The 19,345-nt window shown below is 57.6% G+C and carries 17 protein-coding genes; 14 read left to right on the forward strand and 3 right to left on the reverse strand.

From position 1 onward, the window contains the following. The first annotated feature begins 15 nt into the window (after nucleotides 1–15). From NUW46_RS15800 to NUW46_RS15830, 7 genes are all read left to right on the forward strand, one after another. The gene (locus NUW46_RS15800) at nucleotides 16–1,017 is read left to right on the forward strand and encodes a metalloregulator ArsR/SmtB family transcription factor (RefSeq protein WP_418140642.1); all 1,002 of its coding nucleotides are present in this window, start codon (nucleotides 16–18) and stop codon (nucleotides 1,015–1,017) included. Between the two features lie 149 nt (nucleotides 1,018–1,166). Next, the gene (gene metK / locus NUW46_RS15805; RefSeq protein ID WP_069184429.1) at nucleotides 1,167–2,357 is read left to right on the forward strand and encodes a methionine adenosyltransferase; all 1,191 of its coding nucleotides are present in this window, start codon (nucleotides 1,167–1,169) and stop codon (nucleotides 2,355–2,357) included. A 63-nt stretch (nucleotides 2,358–2,420) separates the two neighbouring features. Further along, a complete protein-coding gene (gene ahcY / locus NUW46_RS15810; RefSeq protein WP_418140643.1) occupies nucleotides 2,421–3,815 on the forward strand; it encodes an adenosylhomocysteinase in 1,395 nt (464 codons plus the stop codon). Nucleotides 3,816–3,827: 12 nt separating this feature from the next. Then, nucleotides 3,828–4,697 carry a methylenetetrahydrofolate reductase [NAD(P)H] gene (gene metF / locus NUW46_RS15815; RefSeq protein WP_418140644.1) on the forward strand — a complete coding sequence of 290 codons (870 nt, stop codon included), beginning with the start codon at nucleotides 3,828–3,830 and terminating at the stop codon, nucleotides 4,695–4,697. Between the two features lie 297 nt (nucleotides 4,698–4,994). After that, nucleotides 4,995–5,753 carry a transporter substrate-binding domain-containing protein gene (locus NUW46_RS15820; RefSeq protein ID WP_136630158.1) on the forward strand — a complete coding sequence of 253 codons (759 nt, stop codon included), beginning with the start codon at nucleotides 4,995–4,997 and terminating at the stop codon, nucleotides 5,751–5,753. 91 nt (nucleotides 5,754–5,844) lie between these two features. Beyond that, the gene (locus NUW46_RS15825) at nucleotides 5,845–6,516 is read left to right on the forward strand and encodes an amino acid ABC transporter permease (protein ID WP_069184433.1); all 672 of its coding nucleotides are present in this window, start codon (nucleotides 5,845–5,847) and stop codon (nucleotides 6,514–6,516) included. A 13-nt stretch (nucleotides 6,517–6,529) separates the two neighbouring features. Further along, nucleotides 6,530–7,276, forward strand: a complete 747-nt coding sequence (locus NUW46_RS15830; RefSeq protein ID WP_069184434.1) for an amino acid ABC transporter ATP-binding protein — start codon at nucleotides 6,530–6,532, stop codon at nucleotides 7,274–7,276. Nucleotides 7,277–7,318: 42 nt separating this feature from the next. Here the strand turns inward: NUW46_RS15830 and NUW46_RS15835 are convergent, their stop codons facing one another. Next, on the reverse strand, nucleotides 7,319–7,612 hold the full coding sequence (locus NUW46_RS15835; protein ID WP_418140645.1) for a type VI secretion system PAAR protein: 294 nt from the start codon (nucleotides 7,610–7,612) through the stop codon (nucleotides 7,319–7,321). Between the two features lie 248 nt (nucleotides 7,613–7,860). Between NUW46_RS15835 and NUW46_RS15840 the strand changes: the two genes are divergently transcribed. From NUW46_RS15840 to NUW46_RS15855, 4 genes are all read left to right on the forward strand, one after another. Then, nucleotides 7,861–9,213 carry an adenosylmethionine--8-amino-7-oxononanoate transaminase gene (locus NUW46_RS15840; protein ID WP_418140646.1) on the forward strand — a complete coding sequence of 451 codons (1,353 nt, stop codon included), beginning with the start codon at nucleotides 7,861–7,863 and terminating at the stop codon, nucleotides 9,211–9,213. 29 nt (nucleotides 9,214–9,242) lie between these two features. After that, nucleotides 9,243–9,977, forward strand: a complete 735-nt coding sequence (locus tag NUW46_RS15845) for a 16S rRNA (uracil(1498)-N(3))-methyltransferase (protein WP_418140647.1) — start codon at nucleotides 9,243–9,245, stop codon at nucleotides 9,975–9,977. A 119-nt stretch (nucleotides 9,978–10,096) separates the two neighbouring features. Further along, the gene (locus tag NUW46_RS15850; protein ID WP_305965828.1) at nucleotides 10,097–11,326 is read left to right on the forward strand and encodes a DUF445 domain-containing protein; all 1,230 of its coding nucleotides are present in this window, start codon (nucleotides 10,097–10,099) and stop codon (nucleotides 11,324–11,326) included. A gap of 110 nt (nucleotides 11,327–11,436) precedes the next feature. Continuing rightward, complete coding sequence (locus NUW46_RS15855) at nucleotides 11,437–12,486, forward strand: HDOD domain-containing protein (RefSeq protein ID WP_418140648.1); 1,050 nt, start codon at nucleotides 11,437–11,439, stop codon at nucleotides 12,484–12,486. Here the strand turns inward: NUW46_RS15855 and NUW46_RS15860 are convergent. Continuing rightward, nucleotides 12,469–13,830, reverse strand: a complete 1,362-nt coding sequence (locus NUW46_RS15860) for a YihY/virulence factor BrkB family protein (RefSeq protein WP_222465274.1) — start codon at nucleotides 13,828–13,830, stop codon at nucleotides 12,469–12,471. The genes NUW46_RS15855 and NUW46_RS15860 overlap by 18 nt on opposite strands. Before the next feature lie 201 nt (nucleotides 13,831–14,031). Here NUW46_RS15860 and NUW46_RS15865 point away from each other — a divergent pair, with 201 nt between their 5' ends. Continuing rightward, on the forward strand, nucleotides 14,032–15,285 hold the full coding sequence (locus tag NUW46_RS15865) for an OmpP1/FadL family transporter (RefSeq protein WP_418140649.1): 1,254 nt from the start codon (nucleotides 14,032–14,034) through the stop codon (nucleotides 15,283–15,285). 49 nt (nucleotides 15,286–15,334) lie between these two features. On the opposite strand, the gene NUW46_RS15870 is transcribed toward NUW46_RS15865, so the two are convergent. Next, nucleotides 15,335–16,270: a D-2-hydroxyacid dehydrogenase gene (locus NUW46_RS15870; protein WP_418140650.1), complete on the reverse strand. Its 936-nt coding sequence runs from the start codon at nucleotides 16,268–16,270 to the stop codon at nucleotides 15,335–15,337. A 93-nt stretch (nucleotides 16,271–16,363) separates the two neighbouring features. Here NUW46_RS15870 and tmpT point away from each other — a divergent pair, with 93 nt between their 5' ends. After that, nucleotides 16,364–17,017, forward strand: coding sequence for a thiopurine S-methyltransferase (tmpT, locus tag NUW46_RS15875; protein WP_136630174.1), 654 nt, complete (start codon nucleotides 16,364–16,366; stop codon nucleotides 17,015–17,017). Between the two features lie 403 nt (nucleotides 17,018–17,420). Beyond that, a complete protein-coding gene (locus NUW46_RS15880) occupies nucleotides 17,421–19,343 on the forward strand; it encodes a PrkA family serine protein kinase (protein ID WP_069184449.1) in 1,923 nt (640 codons plus the stop codon). The last annotated feature ends 2 nt before the right edge of the window (nucleotides 19,344–19,345 follow it).

Raw genomic sequence — 19,345 nt, forward strand, 5'->3', positions numbered from 1 at the left:
CTACACTTCGTTGCCATGACATCCATGAACGCACACGCCGATAACCCGTCCTCCGTGGACGCACTGGCCCCGATCTTCAAAGCGAGCGGGGATCCATTGCGCCTGGAGATTTTGCGTGTGTTGAGAAGGGATACCTTCGGGGTACTGGAACTCAGCCAGTTGTTCGATATGCGCCAGTCCGGCATGAGCCACCACCTGAAAGTGATGAACAAGGCCGGTCTGCTGGAGCCACAGCGCGAAGGCAATGCGATCTTCTATCGCCGCCCGCTGCATCTGGACAGCGACAAGCCAACCGACCAGACCATTCGCCAGATATTTGAGGTGGTCGACCGGGTGCCGCTGCCGCCGCACCTGCAGGAACGGATTGAAGCCATTCGCACCCAGCGTGCCGATCAGTCCCAGGCCTTCTTTGCCCGCCATGCAGAGCAGTTCCGGGAACAGCAGGAGCTGATCGCGGCCTTTGACCTTTATGCCGAGCCGGTGGCGGAGATGATCCGTAAGCGGTCTCGCAAGCACCAGTGGCAGTCGGCCCTGGAAATCGGCCCCGGTGAAGGCGCCTTTCTTCCTGTTCTGGCTGAACTTTGCGGACACGTGGTTGCCCTTGATAACAGCCGGGACATGCTGGCCAAGGCAACCCGCACGTGTATTGAAGAACGGTTGAACAACATCGATCTGATTGAGGGCGTAACCGACACCCTGCTGGCCCGGGGCGATGCCTTCGACCTGGTGGTTGCCAACATGGTGCTGCACCACGTGCCCAGCCCCGCTGACATCTTCCTGGATGCCGCGGCACTGATGAACAACGGCGGCTGCTTTGTGATCAGCGACCTGTGCAGTCACGACCAGGACTGGGCCAAAGAAAACTGCGGTGATCTCTGGCTCGGTTTTGAGCCTGAAGAGCTTACAAGCTGGGCAGCGGACGCTGGCCTGGTAGCCGGGGAACAGCTGTTCATCGGCTTGCGAAACGGTTTCCAGATCCAGGTTCGCGAATTCTGGAAACACAGCGGCCAGATTTGACGACCTGAATCGCAATATCAACAAATTTTGATATACGGATACGTAGTTTTACGTATCCTTACACAGACCACCAAACCGGATACCGGAAAGCGCTTTAAGAAAGCCACTTACCGGCCTGAATTTGAATCGCTCACAGAGGAGCATGCGTTATGGCTGACTACAATATCTTCACTTCCGAATCGGTCTCTGAAGGCCACCCGGACAAACTGGCAGACCAGATCTCTGATGCCGTGCTGGACGCCATTCTGACCGACGATCCCCACGCCCGCGTTGCCTGCGAAACCATGGTAAAAACCGGTGTGGCCATCGTTGGCGGTGAAATCACCACCAGCGCCTGGGTCGACCTGGAAGACCTGGTGCGCGGTGTGATCAAGGACATCGGCTACACCTCCTCGAAAGTGGGCTACGACGGCGACACCTGCGGCATCATCAACATCATCGGCAAGCAGTCGGTGGATATCGCCCAGGGCGTTGACCGCCAGAAGCCGGAAGACCAGGGTGCCGGCGACCAGGGCCTGATGTTCGGCTACGCCAGCAACGAAACCGACGTGCTGATGCCGGCACCGATCACCTTCTCCCACCGTCTGGTGCAGCGCCAGGCCGAGGCCCGCAAGAGCGGCCTGCTGCCGTGGCTGCGTCCGGACGCCAAGAGCCAGGTAACCTGCCGCTACGAGAATGGCCGTGTTGCCGGTATCGACGCGGTGGTTCTGTCCACCCAGCACGATGAAGACGTGACCCAGGAAGACCTTAAAGAAGCGGTGATGGAGCTGATCGTCAAGCATGCCCTGCCCGCTGAACTGCTCCACAAGGACACCCAGTTCCACATCAACCCGACCGGCAAGTTTGTGATCGGCGGCCCGGTGGGCGACTGCGGCCTGACTGGCCGGAAGATCATTGTCGACACCTATGGCGGCATGGCTCGCCACGGTGGTGGAGCCTTCTCCGGCAAGGATCCGTCCAAGGTAGACCGTTCCGCCGCTTACGCCGGCCGCTACGTAGCCAAGAACATTGTTGCCGCCGGCCTGGCCGACAAGTGCGAGATCCAGGTGTCCTATGCCATCGGCGTTGCCCAGCCGACATCGATCTCCCTGAACACCTTCGGCACCGGCAAGATCAGCGATGACAAGATCATCCAGCTGGTTCGCGAGAACTTCGACCTGCGCCCGTATGCGATCACCAACATGCTCGACCTGCTGCATCCGATGTACCGGGCCACGGCAGCTTACGGCCACTTTGGCCGCGATCCGTACGAAATGACCGTGGGTGGCAAGACCTTTACTGCCTTCCCATGGGAGAAGACCGATCGCGCCGCCGCTCTCAAGGATGCTGCTGGTATCTAAACCGATTTGGGGCGTATGTCACCAGACATATGCCCAAGCCAAACTGACTGACAGGAGAACACCATGAGCACTCCCGCAGAAAAACTGAACAGCTTTGACGACTACAAGGTTCGCGACATCTCCCTCGCCGGCTGGGGCCGGAAGGAAATCAACATCGCTGAAGGCGAAATGCCGGCCCTGATCAAGCTCCGTGAGAAGTACAAAGCAGAGCAGCCGCTGAAAGGCGCCAACATCATGGGCTGTATCCACATGACCATCCAGACCGCCGTGCTGATCGAGACACTGGTGGAACTGGGCGCCAACGTGCGCTGGTCTTCGTGCAATATTTTCTCAACCCAGGATCAAGCTGCTGCGGCCATCGCGGCACAAGGCATTCCCGTGTTTGCCTGGAAAGGCGAGACCGACGAAGAGTACGACTGGTGCCTTGAGCGCACCGTGGGTGCCGACGTTGACGGCTGGGAGCCGAATATGATCCTGGACGACGGCGGCGACCTGACTGCCCTGCTCCATGAAAAATACCCGGAGATTCTGGCCAAGTGCCACGGCGTGACCGAAGAGACCACCACCGGCGTGCACCGCCTGCAGGAAATGCTGCGCGAAGGCACCCTGAAGGTTCCGGCCATCAACGTGAACGACGCGGTCACCAAGTCCAAGAACGACAACAAGTACGGTTGTCGCCACAGCCTGAACGACGCCATCAAGCGCGCGACCGACCACCTGCTTTCCGGCAAGAAAGCCCTGGTAATCGGTTACGGCGACGTAGGCAAGGGCTCTGCCGCCTCGCTGCGTCAGGAAGGCATGATCGTGAAAGTCACCGAAGCCGATCCGATTTGCGCCATGCAGGCGTGCATGGACGGGTTTGAAGTGGTTTCTCCGTACATCGACGGCGTTAACACCGGCACCGAGGCTGGCGTGGACCGTGATCTGCTGCAGAACACCGACCTGCTGGTCACCACAACCGGCAACATGAATGTGTGCGATGCACACATGCTCAAGGCCCTGAAGAGCGGTGCCGTGGTGTGCAACATCGGCCACTTCGATAACGAGATCGATACCGCCTACATGCGCAAGAACTGGGAATGGGACGAGGTGAAGCCGCAGGTGCACGTGGTGTACCGCGACAAGGCCACCAACGACCACCTGATCCTGCTCTCCGAGGGCCGCCTGGTAAACCTGGGCAACGCCACCGGTCACCCGTCGCGGATCATGGATGGCTCCTTTGCCAACCAGGTTCTGGCCCAGATATACCTGTTCGAGCGCAAGTTCGCCGACTTGCCGGAAGATGCGCGTGAGAAAGGCGTGTACGTTCAGGTTCTGCCCAAGCACCTTGACGAGGAAGTGGCCCGGGCCATGGTGGAAGGCTTTGGTGGCGTGATCACCAAGATGACGCCGGAGCAGGCCAAATACATCGGTGTACCGGTCGAAGGCCCGTACAAGCCAGAAAGCTACAAGTACTGATCGGGTAAACAGATGCAATCCCAGAAACAGTTCAAGCGCCGTTTCAGCTTTGAGTTTTTCCCGCCCAAGACCGATCAGGGCAAGGAAAAGCTGCAGAACGTGCGCAACCAGCTGGCCGAGGTGAATCCGGACTTTTTCTCGGTCACCTTCGGCGCCGGCGGTTCCACCCGGGACCGCACCATCGAGACCGTGCTCAACCTGCATAGCCAGGGCATTTCCACGGCTCCGCACCTTTCCTGCGTCGGGGGCACCCGCCAGGAAATCGGCGAGCTGCTGGATCTTTACAAGGAGCATGGAATCAACCGGATTGTCGCCCTGCGGGGCGACATGCCCTCTGGTATGGGGGCAGCCGGTGAGCTGCGCTACGCCAACGAGCTGGTGGAGTTTATCCGCGAGCACAGCGGCGACACCTTCAACCTGGAAGTGGCAGCGTACCCTGAGTTTCATCCCCAGGCCCGCAACGCCGAAGAAGATCTGAAGAACTTTGCCCGCAAGGTTCAGGCTGGCGCCAACAGTGCCATCACCCAGTACTTCTTCAACGCAGACAGCTACTTCTATTTTATCGACCGTCTGGAGAAGATGGGCGTTACCATTCCGGTGGTGCCGGGCATCATGCCCATCGTCAATTTCTCCAACCTGGTTCGTTTCTCGGACATGTGCGGCGCGGAAATCCCCCGCTGGATACGCAAGCAGCTCGAGGCCTATGGCGACGACAGCGATTCCATCCGCAAATTCGGTGAGGAAGTAGTCACCGATATGTGCGAGAAGTTGTTGAAGGCCGGCGCGCCGGGCTTGCATTTCTATACCCTGAACCAGGTGGAACCCAGCATCAGCATATGGAAGAACCTGGGCATCAGTGAGCGGGAGAAGATTGCTTTCTGATGTGCGTAACCGGTGTCGGATTACGGCCCGTTGGGCCTAATCCGACCTACCTCTCTCCCTCAAATTCAAGCCACTCACCGTAGGTTGGATCAGGTCCAAAGGACCGTAATCCAAAAACTCCCGCCACCCGCACCTCCCCGCCAAGCATTTGATTTCCTGTGTCCATCTGCGTAATAGTCTAGAGTGTATGTGATGCAGTTCCATCAACGCTCCCCGGAGATCGCAGTCAACAGCAGTGATTGGTCCGGCTTGCCTTACCGGGCAAATGGAGCCTCATAAGAAAGAAAAGGAGAATGTATGAGCACGAAGTGGCTAAAGACCGTAAGCGCCAGCCTGGCACTCACCGTTGCCGCAGGAACCGTCAGCGCAGAGACCCTGCGCGTCGTCACTGACCCCAGTTTCGTTCCGTTTGAAATGATGGATCAGGAAACCGGCGAGATGATCGGTTTTGACATGGAAATCATCCGCGAGGTGGCCGACCGTGCCGGTTTCGAGATTGATCTGAACACCATGGATTTCAACGGCATCATCCCTGCCCTGCAAACCGGTAACGTCGACATTGCCATTGCCGGCATCACCATTACCGAAGAACGTGAAGAGATCGTCGACTTCTCAGACCCGTACTACGATTCCGGTCTGCGCATTCTTGTTCGCGAGAGCAACGGCGATGTCAGCGAATTCGACGACCTCGAAGGCAAGAAAATCGGCACCAAGATTGGCAGCACCAGTTACGACTACCTGGTCAAGAATCTGGAAGCCGATGACGGCGTAACCCCCTATCCGGGCAGCTCGGACATGTACATGGCGCTGATGTCCCGCTCCATTGATGCTGTCTTCTATGATGCGCCGAACGTTGGCTACTTCGCCCGCACCAAAGGTGAAGGGAAGGTGAAAACCGTTGGCCCGCTGTATGAAGGCCAGCAGTACGGTATCGCCCTGAAGAGTGGCAGTGAGTGGGTTGATGACGTTAACGAGGCCCTGGCCGCCATGAAAGAAGATGGTACCTACAAGACCATCTACGAGAAGTGGTTTGGCCCCATGCCCGAAGACATGTAAGGCCTCCCGGACCCTATTGGTCTGATTCCCTGTGCCGGGGCACCATTGCCCCGGCAATCCGTGACTCCAAAACTCTGCGGAGACTCTCACTGTGGAATTCCAGTTTCAGTTCGACTGGCAGGCAGCCATCGACTCCATCCCTTTTCTGATCAAAGGGATCCCCTACACCCTGCTGATTTCTTTTGGCGGTCTTCTGATCGGTTTTGCTCTGGGCATTGTCTTTGGCCTGCTGAGCATCAACAAGAAGTGGTTCCTGCGGTGGCCGGCAACCGCCTACATTGAAATCTTTCGCGGCACGCCGATCCTGGTTCAGGTGCTGTTCATCTTCTACGGTCTGCCCGACCTTATCGGCGGCCCGATTGATCCCCTGACGGCCGGCATCGCGGCGATCGCATTGAACTCCGGCGCCTATATATCCGAGGTGGTCCGTGGTGGTGTGCAGTCCATCGACAAGGGGCAGACCGAAGCCGGGCTTTCCCTTGGGCTGTCCCGCACTCAGACCTTCTGGTCTGTGGTCTGGCCCCAGGCGTTCCGCCGGATGATTCCGCCGCTGGGCAACCAGGCCATCGTCAGCATCAAGGACACGTCACTGTTCTCGGTGATTGGTGTGGGTGAGCTGGTTCGCCAGGGTCAGATCTATATTGCCAACACCTTTACCGCGTTTGAGGTGTACTTTGTGGTCGCGATCCTCTACCTGGCCATTACCCTCTCATTGTCACTGATTCTCCGCTTCGTTGAGCGGCGCGGTCTGGCTTCTGTCTGAAGGAACGTTACCCATGACTCAGATTGTAAAAATGAAGGGCATGAACAAGTACTTCGGCAAACTGCATGTCCTGAAAGATATTGATCTTACTGTCGAAAAAGGCGAAGTGGTGGTGATCATCGGTGCCAGTGGCTCCGGTAAATCCACCCTGATCCGCTGTGTAAACGGTCTTGAAGAGTTCGAGTCCGGCACCCTGGAGGTGGATGGCCACCCGCTGGCGCCCAAGAGCGGCAACCCGAAATCCCTCGCGGAAATCCGCAAGGAAGTGGGCATGGTATTCCAGCAGTTCAATCTGTTTCCGCACCTGACGGTGAAGAAGAACATTATGCTGGCACCCCAGAAGGTGAAGAGCACGTCTCAGACCGTAGCCAACGCGACCGCCGAACGACTGCTGAACAGGGTGGGCATTGGCAACCAGGCCGACAAATACCCAAGCCAGCTGTCCGGCGGCCAGCAGCAGCGGGTCGCGATCGCCCGGGCCCTGGCCATGGAACCGCGCCTGATGCTGTTCGACGAACCCACCTCAGCCCTCGATCCGGAAATGATCGGCGAAGTGCTGGACGTTATGCGCGAGCTGGCCAAGGAAGGCATGACTATGATGGTCGTGACCCACGAAATGGGCTTCGCCCGTGAAGTAGCCGACCGTGTGATCTACATTCACGAAGGCCAGATTGTGGAACAGGGCAAACCGGACGATGTGTTCGACAACCCGCAGAATGAGCGCACCCAGGCATTTCTTTCGCGGGTGTTGGCACACTGAGCCAGGCCAGCTTCGAAAGCCTCCGCTTGCGGGGGCTTTATTTTATCTGTCGCCAACAATGACAGTCCCCGACCCAATAGTCACCCCACCACATGAAATCGAACCGCCTGTCACCGCTGCCGGCCTGCCATTGATCAGGACAGTCGACGAACCTCCTGTGATGGTCCTCGGATGAGGCGGATGCTTAGGTTTGGAGTGGGGTGCCAGCGGGTCGCCCACCCGGGCAACGGGCTTGCCATCAATCAGTACATCGGGGGAACCGGCAATCACCGGCGTGGGCGGGAAACCTTCGTGATCGGAGCCGAGGTCTCCGAGCAGAACAATCGCTTTACTCATGTCGCGTCCTTTGCGTTTTTGCAGAGCCATCCTGGCTCTTTAGCAGTGAACCGGCAGTTTATACTGAAGCTCTCTGCCAGCCAAACCCTTCGATCTCACAGTGTGATGGAATCAAGGGGTAGGAAACGTCAGGCAATTCCGGGCCAGGTCGACCCGAAATCCGGGTGGCCGATATCCGCTGTTAACTGTAACATCCGCACAGGTTAACAGCGACAACCCAGAATCAGACCGTCTGACGGAGAATTATCATGCGCAATGCTGACCTCGTCACCCGTGGCCTCAAGTCCGTGTGGCACCCCTGCACCCAGATGAAAGACCACGAGGGCGCCGTGCCCCTGGTGCCCATCAAGCGGGGCGAGGGTGTCTGGCTGGAAGACTTTGAAGGCAATCGCTTTATCGATGCCGTCAGCTCCTGGTGGGTCAATCTGTTTGGCCACGCCAATCCGAGAATCAACGCGGCAATCCAGAAGCAGATTGGCGAACTTGAGCACGTTATCCTTGCCGGTTTTACCCACGAGCCGGTCGTCAATCTGTCCGAGCGTCTTATCGAAGTCACTCCACCGGGCCTGAACAAGGTTTTCTACGCAGACAACGGCTCCTCGGCCATCGAAGCCGCCCTGAAGATGAGCTTCCACTACTGGAAGAACCACGGTAAACCGGGCAAGAAAAACTTCGTGAACCTGAGCAACAGCTACCACGGTGAAACCCTTGGCGCTCTGGCCCTCGGCGATGTATCGCTCTACAAGGACACCTACCAGCCATTGCTGATGGAGGTAATGACAGCCCCTTCCCCAGACGCCTTCAACAAAGAGCAGGGTGAGACCGATGAGGCCTACGCACTGCGCCAGTTTGAGGCCATGGAAAAGCTGTTGGCAGAAAAGCACGACGAAATCTGCGCCGTGGTGGTGGAACCGTTGATCCAGTGTGCCGGCGGCATGCGGATGCATCACCCCATCTACCACACCAAGCTTCGGGAGGCCTGCGACCGCTATGGCGTGCACCTGATTGCCGACGAAATCGCCGTTGGTTTTGGCCGTACCGGCACCCTGTTTGCCTGTGAACAGTCCGGCATCACTCCGGATTTCATGTGCCTGTCCAAAGGACTTACCGCCGGCTACCTGCCACTGTCCGTGGTATTGACCACCGATGATGTCTATAACGCCTTCTATGACGACTACGAAACCCTGAAGGCCTTCCTCCACAGCCACAGCTATACCGGCAACCCCATTGGTTGCGCCGTGGCGTTGGCGACCCTGGACATCTTCCGTGATGACAATGTCATCGAGAGCAACCACCGGCTATCTGCCTGCATGGCCGAATCCGTCGCCCATCTTGTGGACCACCCCAATGTCGGCGACATCCGCCAGCATGGCATGACCCTAGCGGTGGAAATGGTGAAAGATAAAGCCTCGAAAACGCCCTTCCCCTGGCAGGAACGCCGTGGCATTCGTGTTTACCAGCATGCATTGACTCGCCAGGCCTTGCTTCGCCCCCTGGGTAATGTGGTTTACTTCATGCCGCCTTACGTGATCACCGAAGAACAGATCCGCCATCTGGGCCAGGTTGCAACGGAAGGCATTGAGATCGCAGTTCGCGACTGACAGCCGCCCGGAACCTGAGAGACCAGCCCATGCGTATACCCCGCATCTACACCGATTCCGCCCTCACGGAGGGCGGCACCGCAGCACTTGATGACAACGCGGCGCAACACGTCGGGCGGGTATTGCGCATGCAACCGGGGCAGGAACTGTTGCTTTTCAACGGCGATGGCAACGACTACCCCGCCACCATCACCAGCGCCAGCAAGAAGAACGTGGAAGTCCAGGTGGGCACTCCACAGGCCAACGCCACAGAATCCCCCCTCGAAATCGTCCTCGGCCAGACTCTCTCCAAGGGCGACCGCATGGACTACGCGGTGCAGAAAGCCGTGGAAATGGGTGTTACCCGTATCGTGCCGCTGACAACCGAACGATGCGACGTAAAACTGAAGGGCGACCGGGAAGACAAACGCCTGCGCCACTGGCAATCCGTTGCCATCAGCGCCGCCGAACAGTGCGGGCGCGCCCGGGTACCAGAGATACTGCCGGTGATGACGGTTTCCGAGTGGCTGGAACACAGCCGCGATTGCGAAGTCCGCCTGGTTCTCCACCACCGCACCGAACACGCCCTGAAGTCCATTATTCCCCCAGAACGGGTGGCTCTGATGATCGGCCCGGAAGGCGGACTTTCGCCCGAGGAAATCGCCCAGGCCGAAAAAGAAGGTTTCCTGCCGGTAGCCCTTGGCCCCCGGGTGCTGCGCACCGAAACCGCACCGGTTGCGGCCATGGCGCTTTGCCAGTGGCTGTGGGGTGATATCGGCAGCTGATCGATCCCGACCGTGCCGCCGTCTCATGTCGGCACGCAAGTCATTGACATGGAGGGGTGTCAACAACATTATCCCTGTCGACTCCGACATCAAAAAAACGATCACACGCGAGTAACGGGATGACAAGCCTGCTAAGCACCCAAGAATTCTGGCAATACCTCAGTATCCCGGTTATTGCCGCCCTGATCGGCTGGACCACCAACTGGCTGGCCATCAAAATGACTTTCTATCCCCTGGAATTCATTGGCAAACCACCGCTGCTCGGCTGGCAGGGCATCATCCCCTCGAAGGCCCGGAAAATGGCCGCTATCAGCGTCGACGCCACCATCTCGAAGATCGGCACCGTTCGGGAAATCTTCCAGCAGATTGACCCCAAGGTTCTGGCCACCCACATCGTTCACTCTGTCGACCCCCGAATCGAGGAGTACGTGGACGAGATGATGCTCAAGGAATACCCCACCTTCTGGGAAAACCTGCCCGCCTCAGCTCGCAAGATGGTCTACGATCGCGTCCGCAAATCCACCCCTCAGCTGGTGGACAACCTGGTGGAAGACGTCTCCGACAACATCGAAGACCTGCTGGACATCAAGGGTATGGTCATTGACCGCCTGGCCAGCGACAAGGAGTTGCTGAACCGGATCTTTATTGAATGCGGTGAGGTCGAATTCCGCTTCATCATCAACTCGGGCCTCTACTTCGGCTTCCTTTTTGGCCTTATCCAGATGGCGGTCTGGTATGTCTACCCGATCTGGTGGGTGCTGCCCTTCTTCGGCCTGCTGGTGGGCTGGGCGACTAACTGGATTGCGCTGAACGTGATTTTCCGGCCGCTGCACGCCAAAAAAGTCGGCCCATTCCGGATTCAGGGCCTGTTCCTGAAACGCCAGCCGGCCGTGGCGGAGTCCTTCTGCCACATTGTGACCCACGAGATTCTTACCGTGGGCAACATCATTAACGCGATTCTCGACGGCCCCAAGGGCGACCGCGCCCGCAACATGGTCAAGAAACACATTAAACCGCTGGTGGATGAAACCGCTGGCATGGGCAAGGCGCTGACGCAGATGGCCTTTGGACCCACCGGCTTTGCAACGCTTAAGAACCAGGTGGGCGAAAAAGCCATCGAGATATCGCAGACATCGTTCAACAACCCGGTGTTCGAAAAGGACCGGGCCCAGGCGGTCGAATCAATCATGGTCGAGCGCATGATTGCCCTGTCTTCCGAAGAATTCCAGGACCTTCTCCGACCCTGCTTCCAGGAGGATGAAATCAAACTGATTCTGGTAGGCGCTTTCCTGGGCTTTGGTGCCGGCATCTGCCAACTGGTGTTCGTGTTCGGAGAATCGTTACTGTAGATTTCCGTAGTAATTCACGGGCTTGAAACCTGTGCAAGGATGCGTCGTACATCTATACTCTCGGAAACGGAGGTTCATTACTTCGAACAGGTTCGACCCGGAGGCAACGGATGCCAGGTTTTCTCTCCTGGATTTCAGGATTATTCGCGACACAACAGCCGGCACCACCAGCTCCAGAAGCGAGGTTGTTCAATCCATCCCCGGACAACCCGGCCAAAGATACCCCGGACACAGGCCCTGAACTGGCTAAACAGTTGGAAGAGCACCTGTTCTGCTGGCTGCTCGACGCCGAACCCGCGGCGTTACGGGCTGACCTTTCGTCTTATGACGAGGTACTGGCGGAACTCTATCAGCGCCTGTCCAACAACAAACTGGAAGAACTTCCACGGCAACCCATGAGCCTGCCCATGCTCATGCGGGCTCTCTCCGATGAATCGACCGACCGCCATCGGCTGACCGAAATCATCCTGGGTGATCCATCGCTGACCGACCAGCTACTGCAAATTGCCAACAGCCCCTACTTCCGCACCAGTGACCATGCGATTGAATCCGTGGACCAGGCGGTGTTCGTACTTGGGGTGGATGGCATCAGGAACGTTATTTCCGCCGCGGTAATGCGCCCCATGATGGCCGCGAGGAACAGCCGCGAAGCACTTTTCGGGCAACGCGTCTGGCGCTGGGGCCTGACCTGCGCACGATCGGCGGAATTGATTGCAAGGACTCAGGGCGAGGATACCAGTGCACATTTCATGGTGGGTTTGCTGCCTGCACTTGGGTACATCACCATCCGCCGGGAACTGCAACGGATTTGCCGCTCACTCTCTGCCGCAGGAGAACCAGAGCCAGCGCTTATCCGCCACGCTCTGGCAAGGTACCAGTGGGCGACCTGCCAGTTACTGGCGAACGAATGGAACCTTCCCCCCAAGTATCATGCCTACCTTCTGGCGGCCGAACGGCCGGCGCCGAGGCAGAAGCACACGCCGCTAACGGATGGCATGGTCATTGGTACCCGAGAAGTACTCAGGCACGCACACCAGCGGAATCTTGCCGAAGAGCAGTTGCCAAAACTGGTGCGTCTAACCCCGGAGCAAATCAGCGACGTGCGCAACGCGGTGCAGAAGATGCTCCGGGAAGGCGGGCGCTCAACTGTCAGGAGCTGACACCGGCTCGGGTTCGGCCAATGATGTGGTCGTTTCCTGCTCATCATCAGCTCGCAACAACTCGGCGAATGTTCGCGTTTCCTCAACCTTGCGCGAGCCAGTTAATTCAGCCGGGATCACCGCTGGCAACCGGTCAACGATCCGATCCTCATCGTTGCGAACCACTTTCAAGACTTCCCCCACGGTGATGAGATCCAGCGCACGCCCCGGCACGAGTCGATCGCCCTGGCTTCCGGCCAGGCTAAGCAAACCCGCCCGGATCAACTTGTCACTGAGCGCACGGGTCACTTCGCCTGGCACTCTCAACTGGTGCTCCAATACTTCCTGCTGAGGCGCCGGCTTCCCCTCGCTGAAGGGTTTGGCGACCAGCCACATGGTTGCAAGCGCTACCTTCTCCTGCAGTTCCGGCGCCAATTGCACCTGGCGTCGCTTGGCCACTGATCCGGGATTCTGCAGATAAAACGCCAAACTGGCACCGAGTAGCAGAATCATCCAGTTCAGATAAATCCAGATCAGCAGGATGATGCCGATGGCGAAACTGGAGTAGATCGCGGCGTACTTGGCCGAACCCGCCACAAAAGAGGCAAACAGCATTCCGCCAGCCTGCCAGGAAACCCCGGCCACCAGACCGCCGATGGCTGCGTAACGCAGTTTGACCCGGGTATTGGGCATGAACACGTAAACGAAGGTGAATGCGCCAACCACCAGGAAAAACGGCGTGAAGCGGCTGGCAACCAGAATGACCGAACCGAACGGCTCGATTTCAATCAGTTTCTGGACAATGGTGGAGGAAAAAATGGTCGCGCTCACACCAATGGCTGAAACCATCAGCAGAGGCCCCACCATGATGACGCTCAGGTAGTTGCTGAAGCGCTGCGCCATGGAGCGCATGTCTGGTACGCGCCAGATCATGTTGAAGGAGCGTTCGATTTTCTGCAGCAGGGAAACCACCGTGTAGACCAACAACGCCAGACCCACAGAGCCGAGCACCCCAACCTTCATGTTATCCACGAATCCGAGGATCTGCTCGGCGAGCTGTATCCCCTGGGGGCCCAGGGGTTCAAAGAACTGGAACAGGAACGGTTCCATCCGCTGATGCACACCCAGCGCCTTGAGAACCGAAAAGCTCAAGGCAAGAAGCGGCACGATACTCAGCAGCGTGGTGTAGACAAGGCTCATGGCATGGAGAGTGAGCTGCCCGCTGAGTACGTCCCGGGCCATGGCATAGGCCGTGCGCCCGACCTTGTACAACCAGGTCCAGGGCCAACTCTGGGGCGGGTTGGGATTTGCCAGAATCCAGCTTTCAGCGGCCTGAAGCCGTTCTTTCAATTGGAATGCAGCCACTTTAGGTCCTGTTGTTCCATGTTTTGTTCAGATTATCAGTCAGATATCCGGTCTAACCAGAGTATGGCCGATTAATAGTCGTTTGCGAGGGCGATGCCTTCAATATAACCATATCAGCATTTATTACTTCCCCTTATAACAGAATTTGTGTAAAACGACCGCTAATTCCGATATGACGTTTTCCTGATCAGGTATGTTCTCATGCGAATCAAGCTTGCTCTGGGAGTGGCCGCACTCACGGCCCTCTCTCCTTTGACCGCCCAGGCCACCAACGGCTACTTCAGTCATGGTTATGGCACCATCAGCAAAGGGATGGCCGGTGCTGGCACTGCTCTGTCCCAGGACAGCATTGCAGCGGCGACCAATCCGGCGGGCATGGCGTTTGTTGGCAATCGCATTGATGGCGGTCTCGAAGTGTTTTCTCCCAGGCGGGAATACACAGTAGAGGGTCCGGTCTCTCCTCCCCCCGCGTTCTCCCTGCAGCCGGGCACTTACAAAAGCAGCCGCAACGGTTTCGTTATCCCCCACCTGGGCTTTAATCGGGAACTGTCCGACACCACAAGCTTCGGCGTTTCGGTGTTTGCCAATGGTGGCATGAACACCGACTACTCCGGTGAAAGCGGTGGTCCGTTTTACGCGGGCCGCACCGGGGTCAACCTGGAGCAGCTATTTATTGCGCCTACCTGGTCCTGGGAGTTCTCAGATAACCAGGCCATCGGCATTTCGCCCGTTATTGCCTATCAGCGTTTTGAGGCAGAAGGCCTGCAAAGCTTCGCACCCTTTTCCTCAGACGCCAGTGCCCTTTCCAACAATGGCACTGATGACGCCTGGGGTTACGGCTACCAGATCGGCTGGCAGGGCGAAATCACCGACACCCTCCGCGGCGGCGTAAGCTGGCGCAACATTCTGAAGATGAACGAGTTCGACAAATACCGCGGCCTGTTCGCCGAGCAAGGCGACTTCGACATTCCACAGATGTTCAACGCAGGCATTGCCTGGTCTGGACTCGAAGACCACTGGTTCCTGCTGGATATCCAGCATATCCGCTACAGCGAGATCAACAGCGTGGGCAATCCGCTCCTGCCCAATCTGCAGACGGCTCAACTCGGCGACGATGACGGCGCAGGCTTTGGCTGGGACGACATGACCATCGTCAAACTGGGCTGGCAGTGGCAGCAAACAACCTCCCACGCATGGCGGGCCGGCGTAAGCTACGGAGAGAATCCCATCTCCGATGAAGATGTGCTGTTCAACATCCTCGCACCGGGAGTCCAGGAATGGCACTTTACCGGCGGATTTACCCACAACTTCAGCGAAAACCTGGATGTGTCGGGTATGGCGTTTTACTCACCAGCCAAGACCGTGACCGGATCCAACCCGCTGGCACCGAACCAGACCATCGATCTGGAAATGTACCAGTTGGGTGCCTCTGTCAGCGTCGGCTGGAAGTACTGAGCCAACCCTAGCTAGTCCCAAAAGCCCCGGTTCGCCCGGGGCTTTTCTTTTACAGCACCGAATTGAGATTCGCCGCAGTAATACCAACAATCCGCTGCCTCGCCTCACGGCTGGCCCAGGCAGAGTGCGGGGTAATAATCAGGTTCGGAATATCGTCCGCCAGCAGGGGATTGCCGTTGCGGGGCGGCTCCTCGGTCAGCACATCGAACCCGGCACCGCCGATCTCGCCGGCACGCAGCGCGTCTGCCAGCGCCTGCTCATTCACCAGGCCGCCGCGGCTGGTGTTGATCAGCAACGCGTCCGGCTTCATCATTTTCAGTTCACGGGCACCGATCAGATCCCGGGTTTCATCCGAGAGCAGGCAATGCAGTGAGAGCACATCCACTTGAGGCAAGAGTTCATCCAGGGGGATCCGGGAATACCCGTCCACCTCTCCGGCTTCCTGACCCGGTCGGGCCCCCAACAAGACCCGCATGCCAAAGGCCGCAGCCCGCTCCGCCACGCCTTCACCCAGATCGCCGTAGCCGACAATACCAAGCGTGCGCCCCTCCAGCTCCATAATCGGATGATCCATCAGGCAGAACATATCACTCTTGCCCCAAAGCCCGGACCGCACATCCCGGTCGTAATCCAGCAGCCGGGTGGCCAGCGCCAGCATCAGAGCCATCGTGTGCTGGGCCACCGTCGAGCGGCCGTAGTTGGTCACGTTCATCACCTTGATGCCATGATCCCTGGCTGCCGCCTGATCAATATTGTTCAAACCGGTCGCAACCACCGCGATGGTTTTGAGCTCCGGGCACGCCTCGAAATGCTCTCTGCCCAGCACCACTTTGTTGACCAGCACGGTGTCGAACCCCCGGATGCGCTCCAGCACGTCATCCGGCGCAGTTCGCTCATACTTTTCAAGCCCGCCGGTCACCGACTCGATGGGCGAGAGATCCACATCATCGCCAAGCGTTTTGGCATCAAGGAACACCGCTTTCATACTTTTCTCCTGAATCCAGATGGCCACAGATTAGGGTAGACTGAGGTAAACGTCCAAGACTCAAAATGTCCAAGCAATAACAGGGTGTGAACCATGGAACATGAATTCTGGCACGAACGCTGGGCCAAAAAGGAAATCGGATTCCACGAGGGCACGGTCAACCAGTACCTCCACGACCACTGGCCGGAACTGGCCGGCAAAGGCACTGAGGCCGTTTTCGTACCCCTGTGCGGCAAAGCCCACGACATGTGGTGGCTCCACGACCGCGGCCACCCCATCATCGGCGTGGAACTCAGCGAACTGGCCTGCAAGGACTTCTTTGAAGAAGCCGGCGAAAAAGCCAAGGTCCACCCGGGCGAGCCCTTCATCACCTTCAAACACGACAACCTGCAACTCTGGTGCGGCGACTTCTTCCAGCTGGTTCCAGACGACCTCAAACACGTGCGACTGGTCTACGACCGCGCTGCCCTGATCGCCCTGCCGCCCCACATGCGCAAAGACTATGTAAACCACCTCACCGCCATCATCCCCGACGGCACAAAAATCCTGCTGATCACCCTGGACTACGACACAGAGATCAAAGGCCCCCCGTTTAACGTCAGCGACGAAGAGGTGCGGGAGCTCTACCAGGACGACTACAAAATCGAACACATCCTGACCAACACCCTGGCCAAGGATCATCCGTTTACCAAACGGAAAGGCCTGGAAAACGCCTCGGAAAGCGTGTTCCGTCTGACCAAAATCTAAGCTGCCTTCAAGCGGTCGCATCCGTAGTCCGATCGGAGTGTATCGGGGGTCTTTCTGAAAACGAATTTGATGTCTGAGCGCAGCGAGTTGCCAATTCGTTTTTAGAAAGACCCCGGTGCACTCCAGCCCCTCATTTCGACTCTCCGAGAACTAGGCAAGCTACAAAACCAACACACCCGCCTAACATAATTTAATGAACCTTAACCACTCACACACTGTCCAACTCCCGAACCGTGAACTAAGCTCAAAATAACCAAGCCGGCCACGAGTTGATCGTTCACAGGCTTGTAAGTATCCATTCCTTCCACCCATAACTAAACGAACCGCCCGGATGGGCGGAGCCGACTGCAACGGGGAAATTGCGTGAATTGAAAGCTGAAGATACAGCGAGCGAGGGCAATCTATGAGCATACTGCAGCACTTCAAAGACCGGTATGAGAGTACCCAGGAAGAAGAATACAGCCTGGAGGAATACCTGGAGATCTGCAAAAAGGACCCAACGGCCTATGCCACGGCCGCTGAGAGAATGTTAATTGCCATTGGCGAACCAGAGCTCGTCGATACTTCCAAAGATCCGAGGCTTTCAAGGATATTTTCCAACAAGGTCATCAAGCGGTACCCCGAGTTTTCCGAGTTCTATGGCATGGAAGACGCCGTGGAAAACATCGTTTCCTTCTTCCGCCACGCCGCCCAGGGCCTGGAAGAAAAGAAACAGATCCTCTACCTGCTGGGCCCAGTGGGCGGTGGTAAATCGTCCCTGGCGGAAAAACTCAAGTCACTGATGCAGAAAGTGCCCTTCTACGCCATCAAGGGCTCGCCAGTAAACGAATCTCCCCTGGGTCTGTTCGACCCGGCCGAAGACGCCCAGATCCTCGAAGAGGAATATGGGATTCCTGCCCGTTACCTGAAAAACATCATGTCGCCCTGGGCCGTGAAACGCCTGCATGAGTACGGCGGCGACATCAGCCAGTTCCGGGTTGTAAAAATGTACCCCTCGGTACTCGACCAGGTTGCTGTTTCCAAGACCGAGCCCGGTGACGACAACAACCAGGACATTTCCGCCCTCGTCGGGAAGGTCAACATCCGCATGCTGGAGGATTTCTCCCAGGACGATCCGGATGCCTACAGCTTCAGCGGTGGCCTGTGCAAGGCCAACCAGGGGCTGATGGAATTCGTGGAGATGTTCAAGGCACCCATCAAAGTGCTGCACCCATTGCTGACCGCGACCCAGGAAGGCAACTACAACACCACCGAAGGCATGGGCTCTGTCCCGTTCGACGGTGTGATCCTGGCCCACTCCAACGAATCGGAGTGGCAGACCTTCCGCAATAACAAGCACAACGAGGCGTTCCTTGACCGGGTCTATATCGTCAAGGTGCCCTACTGTGTGCGGGTGACCGAAGAAATCGAGATCTACAAGAAACTGCTCAGCAACAGTTCGCTCGAAGGCGCTCCCTGCGCGCCAGACACCCTGGACATGCTGGCCCAGTTCTCGGTGCTCTCGCGCATCAAGGAGCCGGAAAACTCCAGCATCTTCTCCAAGATGCGGGTTTATGACGGCCAGAACATCAAGGATACCGACCCGAAAGCCAAATCCATCCAGGAGTACCGTGACGCCGCTGGCGTGATGGAAGGCATGGACGGGCTCTCTACCCGCTTCGCCTTCAAAATCCTGTCCAAGGTCTTCAACTTCGACACCACCGAAGTGGCGGCGAACCCGGTACATCTGCTCTACGTTCTGGAAAAACAGATCGAACAGGAACAGTTCCCGCCGGAGACCCATGAGAAATACCTGAGGTTCATCAAGGAATTCCTGGCGCCGCACTACGTGCAGTTCATCGGCAAGGAAATCCAGACTGCGTATCTGGAAAGCTACAGCGAATACGGCCAGAACCTGTTCGACCGCTATGTCACCTATGCCGACTTCTGGATCCAGGATCAGGAATACCGGGATCCGGACACCGGCGAAATCCTCGATCGCTCCTCCATCAACGAAGAGCTGGAAAAAATCGAGAAGCCCGCGGGCATTTCCAACCCGAAGGATTTCCGGAACGAGGTGGTCAACTTTGTGCTGCGGGCCCGGGCCAACAACGGTGGCAAGAACCCGTCCTGGCTCAGCTACGAAAAGCTGCGCAGCGTGATCGAGAAGAAGATGTTCTCGAACACCGAGGATCTGTTGCCGGTGATTTCGTTCAACCCGAAAGCAAGTCAGGAAGACCAGAACAAGCACAAGCAGTTCGTCGAGCGTATGGTCGATCGAGGCTACACGGAGAAGCAGGTCCGGCTGTTGGCCGAATGGTACCTGCGGGTTCGCAAGTCTCACTAAGT

This window comes from Marinobacter sp. MA (genome assembly GCF_048298425.1).
GTDB classification, from domain to species: Bacteria; Pseudomonadota; Gammaproteobacteria; order Pseudomonadales; family Oleiphilaceae; genus Marinobacter; species Marinobacter salsuginis.

What these genes read in the sequence shown, in the direction of transcription:
- NUW46_RS15800 (WP_418140642.1), top strand. Translation starts at nt 16, where the DNA reads ATGACATCCATGAACGCACACGCCGATAACCCGTCCTCCGTGGACGCA.
- metK (WP_069184429.1), top strand. Translation starts at nt 1,167, where the DNA reads ATGGCTGACTACAATATCTTCACTTCCGAATCGGTCTCTGAAGGCCAC.
- ahcY (WP_418140643.1), top strand. Translation starts at nt 2,421, where the DNA reads ATGAGCACTCCCGCAGAAAAACTGAACAGCTTTGACGACTACAAGGTT.
- metF (WP_418140644.1), top strand. Translation starts at nt 3,828, where the DNA reads ATGCAATCCCAGAAACAGTTCAAGCGCCGTTTCAGCTTTGAGTTTTTC.
- NUW46_RS15820 (WP_136630158.1), top strand. Translation starts at nt 4,995, where the DNA reads ATGAGCACGAAGTGGCTAAAGACCGTAAGCGCCAGCCTGGCACTCACC.
- NUW46_RS15830 (WP_069184434.1), top strand. Translation starts at nt 6,530, where the DNA reads ATGACTCAGATTGTAAAAATGAAGGGCATGAACAAGTACTTCGGCAAA.
- NUW46_RS15835 (WP_418140645.1), bottom strand. Translation starts at nt 7,612, where the DNA reads ATGAGTAAAGCGATTGTTCTGCTCGGAGACCTCGGCTCCGATCACGAA.
- NUW46_RS15840 (WP_418140646.1), top strand. Translation starts at nt 7,861, where the DNA reads ATGCGCAATGCTGACCTCGTCACCCGTGGCCTCAAGTCCGTGTGGCAC.
- NUW46_RS15845 (WP_418140647.1), top strand. Translation starts at nt 9,243, where the DNA reads ATGCGTATACCCCGCATCTACACCGATTCCGCCCTCACGGAGGGCGGC.
- NUW46_RS15850 (WP_305965828.1), top strand. Translation starts at nt 10,097, where the DNA reads ATGACAAGCCTGCTAAGCACCCAAGAATTCTGGCAATACCTCAGTATC.
- NUW46_RS15855 (WP_418140648.1), top strand. Translation starts at nt 11,437, where the DNA reads ATGCCAGGTTTTCTCTCCTGGATTTCAGGATTATTCGCGACACAACAG.
- NUW46_RS15865 (WP_418140649.1), top strand. Translation starts at nt 14,032, where the DNA reads ATGCGAATCAAGCTTGCTCTGGGAGTGGCCGCACTCACGGCCCTCTCT.
- NUW46_RS15870 (WP_418140650.1), bottom strand. Translation starts at nt 16,270, where the DNA reads ATGAAAGCGGTGTTCCTTGATGCCAAAACGCTTGGCGATGATGTGGAT.
- tmpT (WP_136630174.1), top strand. Translation starts at nt 16,364, where the DNA reads ATGGAACATGAATTCTGGCACGAACGCTGGGCCAAAAAGGAAATCGGA.
- NUW46_RS15880 (WP_069184449.1), top strand. Translation starts at nt 17,421, where the DNA reads ATGAGCATACTGCAGCACTTCAAAGACCGGTATGAGAGTACCCAGGAA.